This window comes from Okeania sp. KiyG1 (genome assembly GCF_014132355.1).
GTDB lineage: Bacteria > Cyanobacteriota > Cyanobacteriia > Cyanobacteriales > Microcoleaceae > Okeania.
The window spans coordinates 37,524-55,272 of record NZ_BLZO01000110.1; the positions used below are offsets into that span (position 1 = coordinate 37,524).

The 17,749-nt window shown below is 35.0% G+C and carries 11 protein-coding genes and 2 pseudogenes; 4 read left to right on the plus strand and 9 right to left on the minus strand.

The window, feature by feature from the left end:
• Nucleotides 1-83: 83 nt before the first annotated feature.
• A complete protein-coding gene (locus SAGCYANO_RS26180) occupies nucleotides 84-248 on the minus strand; it encodes a hypothetical protein (RefSeq protein WP_202222769.1) in 165 nt (54 codons plus the stop codon).
• Nucleotides 241-534, minus strand: coding sequence for a transposase (locus tag SAGCYANO_RS26185; protein ID WP_202222770.1), 294 nt, complete (start codon nucleotides 532-534; stop codon nucleotides 241-243). Before SAGCYANO_RS26185 ends, SAGCYANO_RS26180 begins: the two co-directional genes overlap by 8 nt.
• 474 nt (nucleotides 535-1,008) lie before the next feature.
• Here SAGCYANO_RS26185 and SAGCYANO_RS48070 point away from each other — a divergent pair, with 474 nt between their 5' ends.
• On the plus strand, nucleotides 1,009-1,134 hold the full coding sequence (locus SAGCYANO_RS48070; RefSeq protein ID WP_255502709.1) for a hypothetical protein: 126 nt from the start codon (nucleotides 1,009-1,011) through the stop codon (nucleotides 1,132-1,134).
• A gap of 256 nt (nucleotides 1,135-1,390) precedes the next feature.
• Here the strand turns inward: SAGCYANO_RS48070 and SAGCYANO_RS26190 are convergent, their stop codons facing one another.
• The 5 genes and pseudogenes from SAGCYANO_RS26190 to SAGCYANO_RS26210 all read right to left on the minus strand — a co-directional run bounded on the left by SAGCYANO_RS26190 (nucleotide 1,391) and on the right by SAGCYANO_RS26210 (nucleotide 7,803).
• Nucleotides 1,391-2,125 carry an NUDIX domain-containing protein gene (locus SAGCYANO_RS26190; protein ID WP_202222771.1) on the minus strand — a complete coding sequence of 245 codons (735 nt, stop codon included), beginning with the start codon at nucleotides 2,123-2,125 and terminating at the stop codon, nucleotides 1,391-1,393.
• The gene (locus SAGCYANO_RS26195; RefSeq protein WP_202222795.1) at nucleotides 2,095-2,685 is read right to left on the minus strand and encodes a nicotinate-nucleotide adenylyltransferase; all 591 of its coding nucleotides are present in this window, start codon (nucleotides 2,683-2,685) and stop codon (nucleotides 2,095-2,097) included. The genes SAGCYANO_RS26190 and SAGCYANO_RS26195 overlap by 31 nt, the downstream gene beginning before the upstream one ends.
• Nucleotides 2,686-3,512: 827 nt before the next feature.
• Nucleotides 3,513-4,451: pseudogene (locus SAGCYANO_RS26200) on the minus strand (ADP-ribosylglycohydrolase family protein).
• A gap of 747 nt (nucleotides 4,452-5,198) precedes the next feature.
• A complete protein-coding gene (locus SAGCYANO_RS26205; protein WP_202222772.1) occupies nucleotides 5,199-6,584 on the minus strand; it encodes a nicotinate phosphoribosyltransferase in 1,386 nt (461 codons plus the stop codon).
• A gap of 105 nt (nucleotides 6,585-6,689) precedes the next feature.
• A pseudogene (locus SAGCYANO_RS26210) lies at nucleotides 6,690-7,803 on the minus strand (RNA-guided endonuclease InsQ/TnpB family protein).
• 507 nt (nucleotides 7,804-8,310) lie between these two features.
• Between SAGCYANO_RS26210 and SAGCYANO_RS26215 the strand changes: the two are divergent.
• On the plus strand, nucleotides 8,311-8,487 hold the full coding sequence (locus SAGCYANO_RS26215) for an isochorismate synthase (RefSeq protein WP_307785971.1): 177 nt from the start codon (nucleotides 8,311-8,313) through the stop codon (nucleotides 8,485-8,487).
• Between the two features lie 985 nt (nucleotides 8,488-9,472).
• Here the strand turns inward: SAGCYANO_RS26215 and SAGCYANO_RS26220 are convergent.
• Nucleotides 9,473-10,162: a diacylglycerol/polyprenol kinase family protein gene (locus SAGCYANO_RS26220; RefSeq protein ID WP_202222796.1), complete on the minus strand. Its 690-nt coding sequence runs from the start codon at nucleotides 10,160-10,162 to the stop codon at nucleotides 9,473-9,475.
• Between the two features lie 667 nt (nucleotides 10,163-10,829).
• Nucleotides 10,830-14,966, minus strand: coding sequence for a PAS domain S-box protein (locus tag SAGCYANO_RS26225; RefSeq protein WP_202222774.1), 4,137 nt, complete (start codon nucleotides 14,964-14,966; stop codon nucleotides 10,830-10,832).
• A gap of 2,009 nt (nucleotides 14,967-16,975) precedes the next feature.
• Here SAGCYANO_RS26225 and SAGCYANO_RS26235 point away from each other — a divergent pair.
• Together SAGCYANO_RS26235 and SAGCYANO_RS26240 are read left to right on the plus strand one after the other, a co-directional pair.
• Nucleotides 16,976-17,296, plus strand: a complete 321-nt coding sequence (locus SAGCYANO_RS26235) for a hypothetical protein (RefSeq protein WP_202222776.1) — start codon at nucleotides 16,976-16,978, stop codon at nucleotides 17,294-17,296.
• A complete protein-coding gene (locus tag SAGCYANO_RS26240; RefSeq protein ID WP_202222777.1) occupies nucleotides 17,262-17,615 on the plus strand; it encodes an IS200/IS605 family accessory protein TnpB-related protein in 354 nt (117 codons plus the stop codon). The genes SAGCYANO_RS26235 and SAGCYANO_RS26240 overlap by 35 nt, the downstream gene beginning before the upstream one ends.
• Nucleotides 17,616-17,749: the final 134 nt, after the last annotated feature.

Consider the following 17,749-nt stretch of genomic DNA (forward strand, 5'->3'; position numbering starts at 1 on the left):
GAGTAGGGAAAATAGAAAGATTTACTGTTGAAGCACTCATGATAAGTTTTTTCCAGATCGCTCTTATCCGGACATGATATAACTCACACTTGTACTCGCGCCTGTCTACGAAACTCGTAAAAACCCATATCGGCAACAGCTGCCGCTAGCTTGTGATTTGCCATCATTCCTGATACATTTAAGTCTTCACCCACCCCTCTAGCTCCCCTCCCGGGAGGGGATGGGGGTGGGTTGTGGTTTTTAGCCAAGTAAGTAGTTAGCTTGTGCAGTGTATCTTTTCTCATGTTGCCTATGCATGCTATGTACTTTAGCTATCTTGAGTTGAGCCTTTTTCCAATTGCTAGAGAACTTAGTTTTATGGCGGTTTAGATATTGCAACCGAGAAAGTTTTGCTTCAAACTTTCTGTAAGACTTAGCACCAACAAAAACTTTTCCAGTTGAGAGTGTAGCTAGAGATTTTACACCTAAATCTACACCAACTACATCTACTGATTTTTCAGTATTTTGAGGTATAGTTTCTACGTTAAAGCTCACAAACCAACGGCAAGATTTTCTACTAATAGTTACAGACTTGGGGTTAATATTATCAGGTAAGAACTCAAAAGTTTTTACCGAATTATTAATTATTAATTATTAATTATTAATTATTAATTATTAAATAATTCTGGTTTAAAGCCTCCCCTTTTAAGGGGAAAAAGCGGTCGTTTGCGGAGCATTCCGTAGGATGGGATGGCGTTTTGCTCCGCAACATATAAAGCGGAGCGGCTCTGATAAGAGCGGGTCCCCTCGCCATATCCAATCGACCAAGAGAAGAAATAATATTTCCTTATATTCAATTCCGTAACGGTTAAAACCCGAGGTAATTATCAATTATCCATTATCAATTATCAATTAATGAACCATCCAATTATAGGTAGTTTTATACGATTAAAATCTACTGTAATTGAGCCATCAAGAGTAAAGCTATCATCCCTACCTTTTTTCTTAAACTTAGGCTGACTAGACACTTTGGTAAAGCAGCGTTTCCAAGAAGTTGAAAATATATTAAAGCTACAAAATTATCTCCTAGACTTAGCGATCGCTCAATCTCGCAACCAGGAAGCTTTTATATCATGTCCGGTTGAACAGTTATAAATAAATAACGGCGGAGGAGTCAGGAGTCAGGAGTCAGAAGTCAGGAGGGAAGAAAGAAGAAGGAAGAAGAACTGGAGTTGAAGGAGAAAGTTTTTGATCACTAATTATCCGGACATGATATTACTATCAAAGCAAAAATTATAAACAGAAAAAATCAAAAGGAATGTCAAAGAAATTCCTGAAGCAATCTCATAGATATCCTACAGTTGAAGAGATTGCTTCGGGGTATCAATTTTTTCTGAATTCCCTACCTCTATCAAATAAATATTAAAGGTTTATCTTTTATCAAAGCAAATGCCTCAGAATTAAATCGATAAAGACTAGCTGGTCTACCTGCTCCCCGTGATGTTTTTATTCCAGTATCAGATAAGAAACCTAACTTTAGTAGTCTGGCCCGAAAATTAGAATAATCTGAAAAATTGTTTCCTAAAATAGTTGTATAAAGTTGATATAATTCCCCTAAAGTAAACTCCTCTGGTAGAACATCAAAAGCAACAGGACTATATTCAACTTTATTGCGTAATCTGAGATATCCATATTCAATAATTTGTTGATGATCAAATGCTAACTGAGGAATTTGTTCGAGAGGATACCAAGCAATACCTGTTACTCCATCGGCAATTAATTCTGCTTCTTCAAATCTAACTAAGGCAAAATAACTAACTGATAAATATCGACAATTATAAATAGATTCTCTGGGGTCACGACCAGGACCGCCAAAACTATATAATTGCTCTAAATATAGATTTTTGACCTTAATTTTTTCCGCTAAAATTCTGTAAGCTGCTGCTTCTAGAGATTCTCCTTGTATTACTAATGTACCTGGCAAACTCCAGTAGTTAATAAATGGTTCCTTTTGTCGCATTACTAATAAAACCAATAGACGGTTTTGTTGAGTATCGACAGAAAAAATTACGTTATCTACTCCTACTTTAAAATCTGCTTTATTATTTTTATCATTTACACTTTTTCTATAGTCGCGTCCTGGCATTTGTACAAATGCTCCCGATATATATAATCTTTAATGGGAGGGGTAATAATTGCTGGGTCTCCTTGCTCGCGATATGCGGATGAGGAAACATCAGGAACTTCTAAAGAAGCTATTTTTACTCCTGTATTTAGTTCTCTTAACTTTTGCAAATCTGCCTCTTCTATTGTAATACCTTTTCGAGGTACAACTAATAATCCTACTTTCTGCAAAAGTTCTTCTATTTTATACCAATTTGGTAATTGTTTGACTAAATCTGAACCTACTACTAAAGTAAATTCAGCATTATGCCATTTTTTTCTAGCACCTTCAACAGTTTCTATAGTACGACGACTACTTAATTCTGAATTGAGAGAAATATTGTTTTTATTAGAGTCAATATTTTCAATCAAAATTGATAACATTGCTGAACGTTGTTTGAGGGGTATTTTATGTGATTTAAAGGGATTATCTGATGCCCAAACTATTACTTTGTCGAAGTTTTGGGAAAGCCATTTAATAATTGTTTCATGTCCGGATGTTGGTGGATCGGCACTTGTACCGAATAAAGCAATTTGAGTCATTTTTTTTGATTTTGTATCAGTTCCTAAGTCGGGCATTTTTCTAATATATAGCAATATGATTTTAGTTGTGAGATACTGGAGACTTTTGTTTTAGGGAATAGGGAATAGGGAAGAAACGAATATATATGAATAAGATAACTGCTATATTCTATCCTTTCAAGGAAGACCTCAATTCTCACACCTGATTCCTGACTGCTATAGCCGTTTTTAAACGAGTCGCTAAATTGACTATATCATCTTTTATAGCAATAATTTATATCCACTCATTTGGCATATTTTCTATACTATAATAAATTCCTGCTAAACCTCCTGTCACCGAATAATTAATAATTATTAATTATTAATTAAATAATTCAGCTTTATTAGCCTCCCTTTTCAAGGAAAAAAAAGTGCTAGGATATTTCTTTATATTAAATCAAGAACGGTTTTAACCAGAAGTAATTATCCATTATCAATTAATGAAGGCTCCATTTGTATCTGTATATTCTACTAAATTTACTGTTTTGAGAACAGCTATTCTAGGGAATAAGAAATAGATAATAGGCATGGAGGGAAGAAAAGAATATATGAATCAGATAACTGCTATATCTTAACACCTCAATTCTCACATCTGATTCCTGATGGCTATGTAAGCATTTACTGCGGAATGCTGCGCAAATAGCTATTAGCTGTCAGCTCGAACGCAATAAAACTCTGCTCTTAAAACTATGCTTTATAAACATCTTTCTTAAGGTAAAACTTGACTAAATAGAGAAGTTATAAGTTATGTATTTGCTATTAAATCAATTTTTTCCTTCTTCCTTAGCTGATAGCTGACAGCTAAATGCTTACCATATAGCAGTTTGTAAACGATTAGCTAAATTGACTATATCATCTTTTCTAGCAATAACTTCTATCCACTCTTTTGGCAGATTTTCTATACCATAATAAATTCCTGCTAAACCTCCTGTTACGGCTCCAGTTGTATCTGTATCTTCTCCTAAATTTACTGCTTTGAGAACGGCTTCGGCAAAAGAATTTGTAGTTAATAAACACCATAAAGAAGCTTCCAATGTATCCAATACATAACCACCTGCATGAATTCTAGTTACAGGTAGAGTTTCAATTTCTCCACCCAATACTTTTCGAAAACGAGATATCTCTCCTGCATACTTTTCTTGTGAATATATTTGTTGAATATTTTCAATTCCTTGTAAATATGCTTTCTTTACTTCTAAACCTTGTAATAAACAAATAGCTATACTGATATAAATACCACAAGCCATTTGCGACCTTAAATGACCATGAGTTATACAAGAACAATCATGGACTTGCTGAATTAACTCTGGAAATTCAACGTTTTTATAGTTATAAACTAGGGGTAAAATTCTCATTAGCGAACCATTACCATTATTTCTTTCTTCTTTACCTCCAGCTTCTATTGCTGAGACACCTTTTTTTTAATCCGAGAAATAGCTGCAGCAGTAGTTCCTCCAATATCAAAAACTTTACCCCAAGGAGTCCAATAATCTTCATAACGCCACCGATAAAAAAGAGTGGGCGATCGCTTCTAAATCAAATCCTTCACACAGACATTCAGCTAAACATAATGTCATTGAACTATCATCTGACCAAGTGCCTGGTGGTTGGTTATGTGCCCCATAACCAATCATTTCTGTGACAGGTTTAATTGTTCTTTCGTTGCGACTGGAAAATTCGACAGGTACGCCTAAAGCATCTCCAATACACACGCCCATTAAACCTGATAATACTTGGGAATTATTCATAATTTAATCTTGATAATTAACTGAAATTAATACACCTATTTTAATTCTCAAATTTTTCTGTTCTTTTTACCAAAAAAGTCATTTATTTTAACTAATCCTTCTATTAAGTAAGTAGGCACAAATAAACCTAACTATGTAACAAAATGTAAACCACTTAAAACCCTTGAGATTGCTTCCTTCAACTCCGTTCCAGTCGCAATGACATAGTGATATTTAATTATGCCGGACTACTTATAGAATAGGTAATTATTAATTAATAATTCTAAATTCTTAAGGAAAAACTTTAAAATCTAGTAGATATTTCTCCAGCTTTTACCGAATGATTAAGATTTAAAGCCTCTCCTTTAAAGGAGAAACAAGCGGTCGAGGGATGGCGTTTGCTATCGCAAAGCTGCGCTAAAAGCGGAGCGGCTCTGATAAGAGCGGTCTCCTCACCATATCCAATCGACCAAGAGAGAAAAAATTTTCCTTTTATTTAATCCTCTTCCTTTTAGGGAGAGGTAATTATCAATTATCCATTATCAATTATCAATTATTGAAGCAGGACTATACCAATGAATATAATATTAATATCATGTCCGGTTGAATAGTGATAATTAAAGCTTGTAGTAGGGTTTGAGTAACTTCTATGGTTAGGGCTAAAGGCATGATATAAGGCTTCTCCTTTCAAGGGAGAAAAAATTCTTTTTAACCAATTCTTATATTACATAAACAGAAGAGGTAATTATTAATTAACAATTCTAAATTCTAAATTCTAAATTCTAAATTCTTTAGTTTTTCTGTAAGTTCTTGTAAGTTATCAGAAATTTTCATTGGTAACAAATTAGGATTTTCTAGACTACGAATTTCTGGAGGTAAACTAGCAACAGAAGCAGCGGTACGTTTAGCGATCGCTTCTAGATTTTCTGATTTTTGCACTATTTCTCCATTATGAACTACTTGTGACATTAATTTTATGAAAGAATCACTCTGATGTTCTGTTTGATTCGATACATCTTCGTCCATTAATCCCAAATAATCCTGTTTTAACTGACCATTTTCCAGATATCTATATATTTGTTTTCGACCAGGATAACTCACTTTCCCCGTAGCATTTTTCATCACCGGAATGCCGTCTATTTCTACCAATTTATAAACTCCATTGACAGGGGCACCAGTTACCAACTTAGTACCAATACCATACCCATCTATACAAGCATTCTCCCGCTGAAGTCTAGCTATTTCCCACTCATCTATATCCCCACTAGCAAAAATTGTCACTTCTGGCAGTAGCGATCGTACCTCCTGGGATAATTGGACTAAATTTCCTGAATCTAACCTTACCCCACTCACCTGTATTTCACCCTGCTTAACTCGTTGTGCCAATAAGCGGGTAGCTGCCGATGTATCGTAAGTATCAATCAACAGGGGTGCTTCAGGAAAATATCGTTGAAAAGCATGAAAAGCATCCTCCTCCGTACCTTCAACGGCAGATATTGCCATCACCAAAGCATGAGCCATTGTACCTACAGGTTTGCGACCTAATTTCAAAGCTGCCAAAACATTAGAAGTAGCATCCATCCCACCTGCTAAAGCAGCACGAGCCGCCCAAATACTAGCTTGGGGACTAAATGCGCGTCGAGTGCCAAATTCAAATAATTTTGCTTCATTGCCTGCAATATCCCGCATTCTAGCTGCTTTTGTGGCAATTAAAGTTTGGTAGTTGAGAGTATTCAATAGATATGTTTCCACTAACTGTCCTTGCCAAAGTGGAGCTTCTATCCGCAATAGAGGTTGGTACGGAAATATGGCTGTTCCTTCTGGTACTGCCCATACATCTCCAGTAAATTTAGCCTCTGCCAAAACCGACCAAAATTTATCGGGCACATTGGCAAATATCCCGGTTGACTTTAAAGCCTTAATTTGTGCGGGGCTAAATCGAAATTTTTCTAAATAGTCTAATACTTGTGCTAAACCCATAGCAATGAGATAGCCAAAACCTACCGGGAGTCTTCGCACAAATACTTCAAAATTAGCTTGCCGTTGGTCTATTTCCTCCCCAATATAACAAGCTGCCATTGTTAATTGGTAGAGGTCTGTTAACAAACTGTAATCTTCCGGCGAGAGAGAAAGTTCTCGATCTTCTTGTGTCATTGGACAACTTCCTAACTAAGCTGCTTCATAAAACCGACATAAAACGTCACAAGTGTGACATTTTAATGTTTACTTCCTGCTTCCACTGAGGCCGTCGGCGGTTACTCATCCACAGGCATTGACGGTCAAGCTGACCGTATTTCTTAAATTAATTGAGGCATTCAAGTCTCGGTCAATTGATAAACCGCATTCTGGGCAGTCATAAGTTCTGATGTTCAAAGGCATATCCTGTACATGACCACACCTACTGCAAGTCTTAGAAGATGGAAAAAATCTGTCTGCTACTACTAATTCACAGCCGTACCATTGACACTTGTATTCAAGCTGTCTTCTAAACTCGTAAAATCCTTGGTCTGCTATAGATTTCGCGAGCTTATGATTGCCTAACATACCGCTGACGTTCAAATCTTCTATGACAACAGTGCCGTGGTTCTTGGCTAAGTAAGTTGTCAATTTATGAAGTGCATCTTTACGGATGTTAGCTACTCGTCTATGTTGTTCGGCTAGCTTGACTACTGCTTTGTACCAATTGCTTGAATGCTTAACTTTCTTACTCAGTTGTCGTTGTAATTTAGCTAATCTGTTTTGCGCTTTTTTGTAAGGCTTAATACTCTTAAATACTTCACCTGTGCTTAGTGTTGCTAGTGTCTTAATTCCTAAATCTACACCTACAACTTCTGTAGTTTTTGGTGTTGAAGTCGGAGTAAATTCATTCGTAGGGGCGAACGGCCGTTCGCCCCTACAACTTAAATACTTAAATACCAATCACCAGCTTGTCTGCTGATTGTTATTTTTTTAGTTGTTGCTTCAATTGGTTCATAAGTTTTGACTATACCAATAAAAGGTAACTTGTGACTCCATCCGTTTAATTCTATTGGTTTTCCACAATTATCTATTGTGAATGAATCAGACCTACCTTTCTTCTTAAATCTTGGATATTTACCTAACCCTTGAAAAAATCTTTTAAATGCTTCACCTAAGTTCAGGAAAGCATATTGATAAACTCTAGACGACAAGTTTTTCATCCAAGGATAAAGAGGTTTTGTGTGATTGGTAAAAACTTCTCTCAGTCTACGGGCATTAGGTTTATAACCATCTTTATAAGCTGCATTCCACAAACTTAAACCCCAGTTATAGCACCATCTACCATACCCCGCGTGTTGAGCCATCAGAGTTTTTGCTGATTATTTAATTTAAGTTTGGTTCTAATGGATTTCATCTTATGGTTGAGCACAGCCTGCCTTGCGAGTATGCTTTTTTACGTATTATATCGTTATTCTTTGATTAAGTCAATGCTCTTAGTTTTAATTATAGTAAAAAATACTATATCTGTCCAGGTGATTTTGATAATTGTCCGTAAAACTATTAGTAAATCTTCTACTTATTTCACTTCATAAAGTTATTTCTAGCCATATAAGGCTGTATATCAAAATTTATTGGTGATAAATATAGTAACTTTAATTATAATCGGTAGCGCATTTAATATTTTTGGAGTCAAAATGTTATACTACATTTTAAGGATAATATGGATAAATGCGTGAGTTTTTACCTAAAACAATGCAAGTTTAAAGTAAATTTTTCTAAAGATAATACCTAAATTATTTACATTTTATATCGATCCCTGTCTGAAGTAGTTGCAAAATAATACAACATCAAAACAAATGTTACAACCATCATCAAATCAGAGAAGAAGCAGCTAGAATAAAAGTGTTGAGGAAATCAAAGTTTGATTGACAAAAAAGGGGTAACAATTATGAATATTTTCCAATCTATTGAAAAGGCTGTTGTTTATATATCAGAAGCAATTAGTCGCATTTTTGGTCCTAGCGATGATATGTATCCAATGACTGGTGTAAATCCTTTTGAAGGAGACCCTTATCGCGGACCTAATTGGGCTGAGTAATACAAAAGGTTCAGTAAAATTTTGTTAGCTGAGTAGAAACAAATAAGTTCTGTCAGAACTAATAATATCAAGTCACAATTAATTAACCATAAAGTAGGGAGTTTGCATACAACATTCCTACAGTTTCACCAGAAACAAAATTGATTATGGTTGTTTAATGAGGCTTGATTTTATTAGTTTTAACGTAAGCATTCAGCAGTCAGCCATCAGCTATCAGCTATTGCTTTTAGTTTAGGATAAAAGCAATATTTAATGGTATTACTACAAAAGTTGCTTCCCTTGCCCTTAAAGTCTATATTAATTTAAACACTTTCCCATAAGAAAGAATCTTTTTGCTGATAGCTGACAGCTAATAGCTGAATGCTTACGTTTTAACTAGCTATCAGCTATCAGCTAGCCTCCTCCGGAGGAACTACGTTAACAGCTATCAGCCTAAAAATTTGCCCATATAATTAGGTCTCTGTTTGCGGAGTATTCCGTCAGGAAAAGCTTGGGTTTAAATCCCCGAATTCTATATTTATGCAAAACTTCAACAATTAAGTAATTAGCAGAATTCAATAACATTTTGAGAAATTATTAGCCAGTAAGTGTATATTATTCTTATGTTTACTACTCCCCTACTCCCCGCTCAAAAAATAATAGAAAAGTTTTGAAATTTGGTATAATACCATTTTTGGATGATTAAGTATCATAAAAACATTCTCCTAATAAATGTTGAAGAAATATCTCAAATTTCCGCAAGTTCCAGTGTTTCTTCTTAAATTTACACCTACCACCGCGCCACCTAAGAATTTTATGATCACGCTACCCGAGCGGACATGATATAATACTAAGTTATCTTTACCGAATAATTAAGGTTTAAAGCCTCTCCTTTAAAGGAGAAACAAGAAAAAATTTTTCTTTGAGTCAATCCTCTTCTTTTCAAGGAGAGGTCATTGTTAATTATTAATTATTAATTATTAATTATTAATTGTTGAACTATTCCCTATAACAATTGATTTAACACAAAGCATAGAGCAGCACTACCCAGTGGCACAGTTAAATTATCAATACCAATTTTTGATAGAGTCTCCAAAGCAGTAGCACCTAACGCCACAGGAATAGCAACTACCCAGGTTTGCCAAATATTGCCTTGTACTGCCAAAAGAATCAAACTACAAATAATATAACTAACCAAACACATAGTTAGGGAACCCTCCCAACTTTTCTTCATCCCCCAAACTTGATAAGGATGTTTGCCAAAATTTTGACCAATAACGGCAGCTAAACCATCACCCCAAGCCATAATTAAAATACCCAGAGCTGCATATTGAGGTTGTTCGATAAACCAAAAGCAACCGATAAGAATGCCAATGCTAACTGCATAGAAAAATGTACCTAAACTTTTGCGTCCCACACTATTAACACTGGGAAGAATGGGAAGTCGGTAAGAAATTAAAGCGATCGCTGCTGAGAGAATTCCAGCCATAATACCTACCCAGGCGGGAATTTGTAACCACCAAGCTAATAGAATTACATTACCTGTGCCAATATGAACTACTTTTCGTGATATTTCTGGGTCTACTTTGGCAAAGCGGTTAAGTGCTTCAGCAAAAATTAAAATAATTCCTAACCATGCTCCGACTAGAAAAACTTGGATAAAAATATTGGGAAATGTACTGATTATCGTCACTATTAATTATATAAATTATTAACTTAATTCATCAGAAATAATATTACCAAATAATATCATAACTTATGCAAAATATCCTAAGCATTTAGCTATCAGTAATGTGAGTATTAGACATCTCCATAAAAGAGGGAACAGGGAACAGGGAGAAATCATTGACAATTTATGGATAATAATTGATTTTATTTTTAATTTCCACGCCTATTTCTAATCAATAATTAGGGTTTGCCGATCAAACCTCAAAGCATTGACTAATATTGGTATTAGTCTTTTTAGGATCGAAAAAAGTGCCTGGTTTTCGGTACTTCAGAGCTACAAAAAGTAAGTATTTTGGGATGATTATGGCAGAACAATTCAGGGATAATTTTTCCAACTACCTACTCTATTATTCCCATTTATCCTGACTCCTGACTCCTGACTCCTGACTCCTCCCCTTACCGAAAAATTGTGGTTTAAAGCCTCCCCTTTTAAGGAATAAATAAAAATTGTCTTTTGAATCAATCCTCTCCTTGAAAAGAAAAGGTAATTCTAAATTCTAAATTCTAAATTCTAAATTCTAAATTCTTGAACACTCATACTTTTTCAGCAAACCCTAATTACTTCTAAGAGCTGATAGCTGATAGCTGACCGCTGACCGCTGACCGCTGTTTGCGCAGCATTCCGCAGGAAATGCTTACAAATGCAATATTTTATGATAGTTAAAATTACGAAGTAGTTTAGTTGCTTGGTAACTATCCACTGGCTTTGAAAATAAATATCCTTGTCCTTTTTCACATTGAAGCTGCTTTAGTTGTTGCATTTGCTCTTGAGTTTCTATTCCTTCTGCAACGATCTCTAAGCCTAAATTATGAGCTAATGCAATGATGGCACTGACAATTTTTAATGACTGATCGGTAACATCCGAGTCTAATGGACTAACAAAAGAGCGGTCGATTTTTAGACTATTAATTGGGAATTGGTGTAGATAACTTAATGATGAATAACCTGTACCAAAGTCGTCAATTGATAATTTAATACTTCGATTTTTCAATTGATTCAATACTGTGGTTGCTAAAATCACATTTTCCATAATCACTGTTTCGGTAATTTCAAGTTTCAAACAATTAGGTTTACAGTCTGTTGCTTGCAAAATTTCCTCAATTTCTTCTACTAAATTTGGTTGTGAAATTTGGTGACTAGAAAGATTAACACTCATGGTCAAATTGTAGTTAGGAAATTCACAAGCAGAATTAAAAGCAGGGCAATTAGTATTGCATTTGCCATTGCCATTGCCATTGCCATTGCCATTTTTGACTTGAGAAAAACAGTTAGATGTTGAGAATATTTCTTGAGTGTTATTGACTACAAACTGACAATTGTTTTCTTGATGTTTATGTCCAAAAAACTCTTGCTGCCAAATAGTTAATTGATGACAAGCAGCTCGTAATACCCACATTCCTAAAGGAACAATTAAACCAGTTTCTTCTGCTAGAGGAATAAACTGTCCTGGAGAAATCAAACCTTTAGTTGGATGTTGCCAACGTATCAAAGCTTCAAAACCTGTAATTTTACCCGTAGATAAACAGACAATTGGCTGGTAATTTAAGATAAATTGAGAATTAGCTGGATCTTGTTTAATCATTTCTACAGCTCGTCGGAGGTCATTTTCTAGCTCCAGCAAGGATATAGCTTGGTCGTGCATGATCAAATCAAATACTTCATGTCTGGCTTTACCAGACGCTTTAGCCCTATACATAGCAATGTCCGCATCTCGTAGTAAGTCTTCTGGACTGTTATAGACAGGACAAATAGCGGGATGATTTTTATCAGTATGATTAGCAAAATTTCCGCGACTGTGAACAATGCCAATACTAGCAGTAGTAAAAATTTCATGTCCTTCAATATAAATTGGTTTGGCAAGTTCTTGATTAATTTTATGAGCTACTCTGGCAGCATAGCTAATGTCTGGTGGATACTCTAATAATATTGTGAATTCGTCTCCTCCTAATCTCGCTAAAGTATCTGATGCTTTAATACAACTCCGCAGTATCTTAGCGATCGCTATTAATAGTCGATCTCCTATATAATGTCCCAAGCTGTCATTAATTACTTTAAACCGATCTAAATCAAGAAAAAGAACAACAAACTCATAATCTAAATGTTGTCTAGACCGACGCAGTGCTTGCTCTAATCGATCGAATAATAAGGTACGGTTTGGTAAACCTGTCAGTGCATCATGAAGGGCGTCATGGAGCAGTTTTTGCTGTGCTTGTTTGCGTTGAGTGATATCTCTAATAATTATCTGCACTGCTGCCTCGTCATAATATGTATAGGGTATTCCAGTTATTTCGACATCTATAATTTCTCTATCCAGGGTAATTAACTTTTCTTCTTCTAAATGTGTTTGTTGTTTTTGGTTCTGAACTTTTTGTAGTCGCTGTTTCTCTACTTCTCTATAGTCTGGGTGAATAAATTTCCAGATCGATTGACCGATAATTTCTTTTGGATATTTTGCACCAAGTAAATGAGCGCCAGCAGTATTGATATAGACAATTTTTTCCATCCAAATGACTGATATCGCTGCTGGTGAATATTCTACTAAACGACGGTAACGTTTTTCGCTTTCTCGGAGTAACACTTCAGCTTGCTGACGTTCCAACTCTATTTGATGAGCTTTAATAAATTTTCCAATACCTTGAGCCATTAATTCAATAATTTCTTCTTCGTAGTATTCAAATTCTTTAGTTCTTGCTTGAGGAGATAAGAAACATAAAGTACCATAGATTTGATTATTTACAAATATTGGAGTACAAATATATACCTTGATTGGCATACTTTTTGCTTCTGAGGAATCTAACTCATAAATACAGACTGTTCTTTGTTCTTTAACTACTCTGTTACAAAACATATCGCATAAATTAAATTTTCTTCCTGGTACAAAATAATCCTGTTTTGATTGTACAGCTCTAATCGTATATAATTCATCCTTGATTTCTCCAATAACACCAGTATCCGTGCCAAAAATTTCACAACCAGCTTGGAGATAATCAGCAAAAAGATCTTCTATATTATGATAATTACAAGTAGCAATTCTATGCAGTTGCTTCAGGCTAGAACTAAATTTCTCTAAAGCTTGGGATTTAATAAATAATTCTGCTTCCCAATGTAATCTTTCTGTAATATCTGTTTGAATACCAATAAAATGTGTTAAATGCTGTTGAGAATTGTAAACTGGTGCAAGGGAAAGTTCATTCCAAAAATAGGTGCCATCTTTCCGTATATTTTGCAAAATCACATGACATTCTTCACCATGTAAAATGGCATTTTTTAACTTAGAAATTGCTGGCTGATTTGTTAATTCTCCCTGTAAAAATCTACAATTTTTTCCAATTACTTCTTCAGTTTTATAACCTGTGATGCGATTAAAACTAGGATTAACATAAATAATGGGATTATCTGACTGAGTAGCATCAGCGATCACAATACCATTGTTACTGCCATCAATAGCTCGCTTCATCAGTTCCAAATGTTCCTCATTAGCATGACGCTCAATGGTAGTTGCTAGAATATTGGCGATCGTTTCGAGAAAGTTTATTTCATCCTGAGTAAATTCTCGATATTTACAACTATGAACCCCCAAAATACCCCATGCTTTATGAGTAAGACCGGAATCGGTTGTTCGGTCTGCTTTAACTTTCAAGTTAGGTATGATGATAGTAGCACCACTAACTATGTGATGGTTATGTAGGAGAGGAGAACCTGAAAAGCTAGTTTCTACAGGCAAGTCTTTGATAATAACTGGTTTGTTAACAAAAAGAGTGTAACCAGCTTGAGACCTTTCTCTGGCAGTAGTAATTGTAGCTTTACCAACCAACCCTTTTTTCCAACCTACTCCAGCACGGAGGAGCAAAGCATTATTTCCTGGTAACAACTCTAGAATTTGGCTAAATTTTACATTTAAAGTTTTGGCAACTATGGTGGCGGCGGTATCAAGCAGTGTATGATAATCTGATGTTGCTACAGCTTTTTGCCCTAACAATGCTACTGCTGCTTGTTGACCTTGGCGAGATTTGAGGTGGTCTAAGAGTATATTTTCATTTACTTGCTTTTGCTTTTGCTCTGTAATATCTCGGTTAACTCCGATCGTTGCAACTATCTGATGAGATTTATCTAGCATCGGCACAACTGTCGTTTCAGATACGCCTTCACTGCCATCTTTGCGAATAAAGTTTATTTCTCCTACCCAGCGACCATCTTCCTTCACCTTCTTAAGAATTTGCTGAGTTAACACAGCAGCTTCTTGCGGTTTGTGTAAAAAAGCTGGAGTCTTACCCAAAACTTCAGTTTTGCTATAGCCAAACATTCTAGTTGCTGCTGGGTTCCAATCAATAATATGACCATTAATATCCGTAAGAATTACCCCATCATAGAGATTCTCAAAAGTTAAAGCTTGTCTTTTTAGTGACTGTTGGGCAAATTTGCGTTCTGAAATGTCCAAAAATATTGACAGTATTGCATTTTCCCCATTAAACTTTATGGAATGCATTGATATCTTAGCCCAGAATGGTGTGCCATCTGCTTTTTTTAAGTACACTTCACGGTCGCGCACGACACCTCCTTGATGCAGATTTGCGAGCAACAATTCACATTCTTGGGGATTGCAGTAAAAATCTGATTTGGGACAACCAATTAATTTTTGACCAGGTAGTCCAAAGGTAAATTCAAAGAGTTTGTTATGGAACAGTATCACACAATCAACTGTACGGCTAATTACTATTGCTGCTGGCATTACTTCAGCAATATTCTTCCACAATTCTTCATTTTGTTTCATAGCTTACTAAACACCTATATTTTAACTTTTAAATTTTTTTATAAAGTTATTTTTAAATTATTGATTTATTTTAATTTTATTTTGATTTTATTTTGTAATTTTTTGGTTACTATGTTACACTATTAATTTAAAATACAGCAGATTTCAGACTAATGTGGTACAATTGGCGGGCTAAATATTTTGTGCTTATGCGCTACCCTAATTCCCATCTACCCTGATCCCTACTACTCCCTAAGACCATCAACATAAGTACCTCATAACGCGCGGAAACTGCTGTAATTAGCTATCCTTAATTATAAAAGTTACATTGATTAGACGATCGAATCAAATAGCACCTGAAAAATTATCACACCCCGACCTAAACCTAATAATCATCTTGCGATCGATTGTTAATGTTACAACACAGATTTAATTTTAATCTAAATAATTAAACTTTCCAGTAATTTGTAAATTTTTTTTAAGAGATTTTATGAAGATTTATGAATTGAAAAATGGGAAATTTAGGGGATATTTAAAACATAAATGGTGGAGTTATCTATGTAAGCGATCGCTATCACAAAAAGGGAATAGGGAATAGGGAATAGTAATACCATTTCTCAAAAACTTTTCTACATTTTGTTGAGTAGGGGACCCACCCCTAACCCCTCCCAGGAGGGGAAACTAGGGGAGTAGGGGAGTGGGGGAGAAGCAAAAATAAGAATAATTAACATTAACGCAAGGTGAAATTAGCATGCAAAGTGATTTTGTTTGTACCGATCAGTTGACAACTGAAGTACTGCCCAAGTATAGCAATAATGCATGGGAATTGGTATAAACTGTTAAAGAGTTTTCGGTGCAATCCGTCAGGAAACAGGGTTTAGAAATGTTAAATACCTTAATGCGTAGCGCTATATCAGTTGTCACAAATAGTCAGCAACCGATCCGATGTGGAATAATAGGCTGAAATTATTGTATAGTCAATACTTTTTTCACTTCGCGCCTTCTGACTTTTGTACGTCGCCAATCCAGTGGCTCCCCTATCTGACTGACTTCCGTTAAATGGTATAACTACTTCTTCAAGTCGGTAGCGATCAAAAATTAGCCTTAGCATATAACTATAGCCTAGCTGAAATACTTATATAAAATTTTAATAATTTTGTAAACAATAGTCATTATAAAATAGACAATTGAGTGGTATGAACCTAAAAGTTATGCATAAATATAGTCATATATAGCCAAATAATGCCAAATATCTTCGTTGATTTGTACAAAAGAGCTACTAAATATTTGACAAAATTTAATAACTCAAAGGCCAAAGATTTAATAGTATAATGAAATTGGCTAATAATTCCAGACTAAATAAATAATCATAAAAATTCCTAAATGCTCCCATCCTAATAGTAAGCATTCAGCCGTCAGCCATCAGCTATCAGCTATCAGCTATTGTTTTTAATTTAGGATAAAAGCAATATTTAATTGTCTTAGTACAAAAGTTTGCTCCCTTGCCCTTAAAGTCAGTTGTTAATTTAAACACTGTCCTTAAGAAGAAAGTCTTGCTGCTGTTAACGCAGTTCCTCCGGGGGAGGCTAGCTGACAGCTAATAGCTGTTTGCGCAGCAGTCCGCAGGAAATGCTTACTCCTAATATAATTTTAACTCCTGGATTTATGAAATTAGTTGAAAGACATATCCCATACAAAAAATTATCGGTTTTATGCTGAAATTGACAGATTATATTTCTTGTCGAAAAATCTCTTAAACTCATGCTAATTATTTAGTTCATCAGTCTTGGATATTTGAAAAGATAAATAATTCCTATTATGACCTGCAAAAAACACTCTCTACTCAACCAGACTATAAAGCAATGCCAGCTAAAGTCTCTCAACAAATCTTGATGATACGAGATAGAAACACCGAAAAGCTTTTTAGCAGCAAACGAAGTTTATAAACACCAAGCCATCAAAGTTTAAATCTCGTCCTCGTCTTCGGTGGATATAAAAATAAAGTAACGGGAAGAAATATTGTAGTTTATATGATACAAGCTATCAGCAAGAAGCAATTAAAACAAGGAATTATTAATCCCAGTAAAACAAAGATTTATCTAAAAACTTTAGTACCTAATTCACAAATCAAACAAGTTCGTATCATTCCTAGACTGAATCATTATGTAATTGAGGTCATTTATGAAGCGACAGAAAAACAATACGGGCTAGAAAAAAATCGTTGTGCCAGTATTGATATAGGATTAAACAACTTAGCTAAATTTTCATGTCGGCGAGAGCCGAAACCTTTAATAAGCACCGGAATAAAACCCAAGAGTGATCAATGGCAGACCCTTAAAATCTATCAATAAATACTATAATAAAGTCAAAAGCTTCCTACAATCTCAACTACAGGAAAATAGATCGAGTAAGAGGCTGAAAAAACTTATGTTAAAAAGAGAATTTAAAATCAACGATTACCTTCATAAATCATCTAGTAGTTTGATTATTAATACTTTGATTAATCAGAAAATAGGAACATTGATAATAGGGCACAATGAAGAGTGGAAACAGAAGATAAACTTAGGGAAAAGAAATAATCAAAATTTTGTATATGTCCCCTATAATAAGTTAATAGAAAAGTTATCTGATAAAGCCGAGATGGTAGGGATAGATTTCATTAATGGATAATGGATAATGGATAATTACCTCTGGTTAAAACCGAGAGGATTGAACATAAGGAAATATGATTTCTTTATTTTCCCCTTGTAGAGCGACAGCTCGCGGCGCAGCCAAGGGGAGGCGGAATTAGCTGAATTATTTAA

Excerpts from the sequence above, each read along its gene's own strand:
- SAGCYANO_RS26195 (WP_202222795.1), bottom strand. The coding sequence starts at position 2,685 with ATGACTCAAATTGCTTTATTCGGTACAAGTGCCGATCCACCAACATCC.
- SAGCYANO_RS26235 (WP_202222776.1), top strand. The coding sequence starts at position 16,976 with ATGATACAAGCTATCAGCAAGAAGCAATTAAAACAAGGAATTATTAAT.
- SAGCYANO_RS26205 (WP_202222772.1), bottom strand. The coding sequence starts at position 6,584 with ATGACACAAGAAGATCGAGAACTTTCTCTCTCGCCGGAAGATTACAGT.
- SAGCYANO_RS26190 (WP_202222771.1), bottom strand. The coding sequence starts at position 2,125 with ATGCCAGGACGCGACTATAGAAAAAGTGTAAATGATAAAAATAATAAA.
- SAGCYANO_RS26225 (WP_202222774.1), bottom strand. The coding sequence starts at position 14,966 with ATGAAACAAAATGAAGAATTGTGGAAGAATATTGCTGAAGTAATGCCA.